The sequence below is a fragment of the Phycisphaerae bacterium genome (assembly GCA_012729815.1).
GTDB lineage: Bacteria > Planctomycetota > Phycisphaerae > JAAYCJ01 > JAAYCJ01 > JAAYCJ01.
This window is the reverse complement of record JAAYCJ010000236.1, coordinates 1-5,008: the sequence shown is the minus strand read 5'-3', so window position 1 is coordinate 5,008 and position 5,008 is coordinate 1. Positions and strand designations below refer to the sequence as shown.

The window sequence follows — 5,008 nt, the reverse complement described above, 5'->3', positions numbered from 1 at the left end:
GGCGCGGCGGAGTTCAAGAAGATGAAGCGTTCGGCGGTGCTGGTGAACACGAGCCGCGGCGAGTTGGTGGACGAGGACGCGTTGGCGGCTGCGCTGCGGGACGGGGTGATCCGTTGGGCGGCGATCGACGTGTACGGCTGCGTGAACGTGCTGGATCCTGACGGTTTTGCGACGGACCATCCGCTGTTTTCGCTGGAGAACGTGATTCGCACGCCGCACGTGGCGGCGGTGTCGGTGCAGGCGTTGGCGGAGGCTCGGATTCGCGCGGCTGAGGCGGTGGCGGACGTGCTGGGCGGGCGATGGCCGAAACATCCGGTCAACCCGGAGGTCAGAGAGGTATTCGAGCGGCGGACGAGCGCCCGGCGGTGAGCCGGCGACGGCGTATGAACCTTTGTGAGAGGAGCGATTTGTGAACGCGTGCCAGGGACTTCTTCGAGAGCGCGTGGACCGCGGCGACGTGCTGGTGTTCGGGACTCTGATCGAGATGCGGACGCCGGCGGTGATCGAGGCGTTCGCCCACGCCGGTTACGACGCGGTGCTGATCGATCGTGAGCACTCGGCGTTCAATGACGAGACGGTGATGGAGCACATTCGCGTGGCGCGGTGTCTGGGTCTGCCGAGCATGGTCCGGGTGTGCGAGGACTGCTATCACGAGATGAACCGGACGCTGGACCAGGCGCCGGACGGGATTTTCATACCGCGAATTCGCTCGCGCGAGCAGGTGGAGCAGATCATGCGGACGGTCCGGTATCCGCCGCGCGGTCTTCGCGGTCTGGCGGGTTCGACGTGTCCGATCGGCAAGTACATCGGCTGGAAATCGACGGCGGAGCAGATCGAGACGGTGAACCGGAACCTGGTGGTCGGCGTGCAGATCGAGACGGCTGAGGCGCTGGCCGACCTGGACGGGATTTTATCGGTGGAAGGGTTGGACATCGCGCTGGTCGGCGGCGACGATTTGTCGATGAGCATGGGAATTCCCGGCCAGACGCAGAGTCCGGAGTTTCTGGCGGCGGTGGAGCGGGTGATCGAGGCGTGCGGTCGGCACGGCGTTCTGCCGGGGATCGCGAGCACCGATCCGCAGCGGACGGCGGCGTGGATCGGCAAAGGCATGAAGGTGATCTGGTACGCGTGCGAGATCGCGATTTTGTGGCAGTCGCTGATCGAGCGCCGGCAGGCGTTGCGCAGCGCGTTGGGCGAGTCGCGATGATTTCAAACACGGAGGCGGCATGAGCACCGCGGCGAAGACATTTTCGCTCGAGGAGTACGCGAGGCGGAGCTTCAACTATCTGACGCGGATGGTGGACGGCGAGCACCTGCCGTACTTTCATGTTTTCTGGACCGATCCGGCGGAGGCGGCGCACGATTTTCCGGACTGGGGCGACGTGATGTGCCGCCAGTTGCAGGCGGCGACGATGGCGAGGATCATGACCGGCTGCGAACTGCCGATCGAGTCGATCTGGCTGGAGAAGGTTTTCGCTCGGCTCGATCCGCGGACGGGTCTGTTCGTTCAGCCGCAAACCGCTTATTGCCCGGAACAGCCGGTGTCGTTCGCGGTTCAGGGGCTGGTGCTTTACACGCTGCTGACGGTGTGGTTGGGCGGACAATGTCCGGAGGCGGAAGGCGCAATCCGCCGGATGATCGAGCATCTGCCGGCGCTGGTCGAGGAGTCGGCGAGCAAGGAGCCGGGCTGGACGGGTTTCGGGATCAAGAGTCTGGCGGCGTGTGGACGGTTCATGGATTGCCCGCAGGCGATCGAGTTGGCCGGGCGGCTGGTGCATCAGGTGTTCGCGGTCAATCCGCTTTTCTCGCCGGACAACACCTTTCGTCACGGCGGACACATGCACGGCAACCTGCGGATACTGTCCGGCGCAGCGGAGTACGCGTTGGCGGTCGGCGATCCGGAGCTCTACAGCCGGGTGGACGCGCTATACCGTTACGTTCGGTCGGAGGCGACGAGCTTCGGTTTTTTGCCGGAGGTGATCGGGCGGACGGGGGATATCGTGGCGTGCGAGACGTGCGCGGTGATGGATTACCTGGCGCTGATGGTGACGCTGGCGAATCACGGTCATCCGGAGTATTGGTCGGACGTGGAGCGGCTGGTGCGGAATCACCTGGTGGAGAGTCAGGTGGCGGACGGCGCGTGGCTGGATTCGGATTGTTCACGGGCGGACGACGCGCAGTTTTCGCGGCGGCGGATCGGATCGCGGATGGTCGGCGGGTACGCCGGGTGGAGTTCGCCGAATCACATCCTGGCGGCGCGGGAGACGATGAACGCGCACTGGGGCGGGCCGGAGCTCAAGAACAAGACGCGGGCATTTCAGAATTGCTGCGGCGGGTCCGGGACGCATGGGCTGTTTATCGCGTGGAAGAACGCGGCGCGGTACAGGGATGAGGGGCTGGAGGTATGGCTTCACGTGGACAAGCGCCTGCCGCAGGCGGAGATCCGGGGCTATCAGCCGTATCAGGGGCGGCTGACGATCGAGTTGAAGGAGTCGTGCGCGGTGAAGGTGCGGGTGCCGGCGTTCGTCGCCGGAGATCAGATGCGGGCGACGGTGGCCGGGCGGTCGGTGGAGACGCGGATCTGGGGCAACGCGATGTGCATTGGACGGCAACCCGCGGGAGCGAGGATCGAGGTTTCGTATCCGCTGACGGAGAGGGAGGAGCAGGTTTCGGTGGGCAATCCGGGCCGTCGGCAGTACCGCTATCAGGTGAAGTGGAAAGGCGATACGGTGATCGCGATGACGCCGGTGGGCGACTCGGCGAAGACGGGCTATTCGGAGTACGATCAGCGCGAGGTTGAGGTTTTCTACGGCGAGGACGGCCCCGGCCGGCTCTATCAGCGGGATCAGATGGCGGCGTCGGTTGAGCCCGAGTTGTCGGAGATCCATCTGGACGAGGGCTGGCTGGATTTCTGGTTTGTGCGGTAGTGGTCTGGGCTGCCGGCGGGGATCGCGATTTGGCGGCTGCGCGATTGGCGCGGGCGTTTCGCGTCGCTCACCCGTGCCCGGCGGCCCCGACCGCGTTGAGATTTCCATTTCTGCGTATGGCCCATCCATGATACAATGTGACTTTAATGGGGGTTCGTCTTATCAACAATAAGCCCTGCAAAGGTGGAATATGGAGCTAGAGCAACGCCGAGGCGAGGACCGTTTTTTGTCTCCGGATCGGTATCGGCGACTGGAGCGGGATCTGCGCGGCAATCGGGGGCTGGGAGAGGTTCGCAGTCTGGTGATTTCGGCGTTTGACCGGCGGACGCGGATGCTGCCGTTTGTGCATTTTGACTGGTACATGGTGCCGGCTGGGCCGCGGGCGATCGGGGCGGCGCTGGACAGCGCGGGCATGGGCAGGACGCGGGTCAGCTTCGGGCTTCATAACCCGAATCTTGACCCGGCGCGAGCCGAGGTCGACGGGCAGCCGATCGACATGCTGCTGATTTCGGCGGTGAAGGTGCATGCGGCGGCGGCGTACCGGCTGATCGAGCGGGCGTGGAGCAAGGGAGCGGATCGGCCGCTGATCATCGCGGGCGGTCCGAAGGTCTGCTACGAGCCGTTCGACATGTTCGGGTTGGGCGCGGACGGTCAGATGGGTGCGGACGTGGCGGTGACCGGTGAAGAGCCGGTTCTGCTGGAATTGTTGTCGGTGTTGGGCGAATACGGGGCCGGAGCGGGGACGATGCGTCAGGCGTTCGAGCGGGCGCGGCGCGACGGAGCTTTGGAGAAGGTGTCGGGTCTGGTTTACAGCCGCGACGGCCGCAGCGACGGTCGGCATCTGATCAACACCGGTCCGCAGCGGCTGCTGGCGGACCTTGACGTGCTGCCGATGCCGACGGTGGGATTTGGTCTGCTGGAGCCGGCGCACCGCCGGGCGACCCTGGCGGCGCAGCCGATCCCGCTGGCGGATGCATGCCGGGGCCTTCACGTGGCGGCGGTTCTGGTCACGCGCGGATGCAAGTTCAACTGCCATTACTGCCCGATTCCGTCGTACAACATGCGGACGTTCCGTCGAAAGAGCGCGGAGCGGATCGTCGAGGAACTGGCCGATTGCCGTGTGCGAATGGACACGCGGTACTTCTTCGGGGCGGACGATAACTTCTTTAACAGCCGGCGGTACGTCGAGGAGGTGATCGAGCGGATGGCGACGCGGCAGATCGACGGCAAGCCGATGGGCCGGCGGCTTCGATTCGCCACTGAGGCGACGGTGATCGACGTGTACAAGAATCGCGATTTGCTGCCGTTGGCGCGGCCGAACCGTGCCGGGTTCAACGGGATCTGGATGGGCGTGGAGGACCTTTCGGGCACGCTGATCGACAAGGGCCAGCAGGCGGAGGTTACCCGGCAGGTCTGTCAGGATTTGCTGGCCAACAACATCTCGCCGATGGCGATGCTCATGCACCACGACCGTCAGCCGCTGTTCGGTCGAAGGAACCTGGAGGGTCTGATCGACCAGGTCCGGTTTCTCCACGAGGCGGGCGTGGTGGGCATCCAGTGCACGGTGGCGTCGCCGGCGGTGGGCACGCGGCTCTTTAACGACTGCATCGAGCAGCAACGGCTCTTCGAGAGTGTGGCGGGTCTGACCATGACGGACCGGCATTCGGATGGCAACCACGTATTCGCAGCTGGGCATCGTTCGCCGTGGCGTCAGCAGCTCAACGTTCTTCTGGCTTACGGGGCGTTTTACAACCCGGTGAATCTCGTCAGGATTCTGAACATTCGCCAGAGGCTGTTTCAGCGCAAGCACTTGGGTGATCAGATATGGGGGATGGCGGCGTTGGCGGAGACCGCCTGGCGGCTCAAGGGGCATTTATGGCGGCTGTGGCGGGGGCCGATTCGGTATGTGGCCGATTGGCCCGAACGGTTCACCCGTGCGGGCAGTCCGTACCCGGCCATTCGGCGGGGGGATTCGCCGCCGGATCCCGAGACCTTTTCGCCTTTCAAGGCCGATATCGGCGAATCGTCGCCGCGACGGCCGGTCGCTTCACGGCAGGATGTTCGATCCTGACCGGGCGAGT

The 5,008-nt window shown here is 64.8% G+C and carries 4 protein-coding genes; all 4 read left to right on the top strand.

Annotated features, from left to right (window positions below):
- The coding region (locus GXY33_15385) for a C-terminal binding protein (GenBank protein NLX06521.1) at positions 1-369 on the top strand (369 nt) is incomplete at its 5' end.
- Between the two features lie 40 nt (positions 370-409).
- Positions 410-1,207, top strand: coding sequence for a hypothetical protein (locus tag GXY33_15380; GenBank protein ID NLX06520.1), 798 nt, complete (start codon positions 410-412; stop codon positions 1,205-1,207).
- A 19-nt stretch (positions 1,208-1,226) separates the two neighbouring features.
- On the top strand, positions 1,227-2,927 hold the full coding sequence (locus tag GXY33_15375) for a hypothetical protein (GenBank protein ID NLX06519.1): 1,701 nt from the start codon (positions 1,227-1,229) through the stop codon (positions 2,925-2,927).
- A 190-nt stretch (positions 2,928-3,117) separates the two neighbouring features.
- The gene (locus tag GXY33_15370) at positions 3,118-4,998 is read left to right on the top strand and encodes a radical SAM protein (GenBank protein ID NLX06518.1); all 1,881 of its coding nucleotides are present in this window, start codon (positions 3,118-3,120) and stop codon (positions 4,996-4,998) included.
- Positions 4,999-5,008 lie beyond the last annotated feature (10 nt).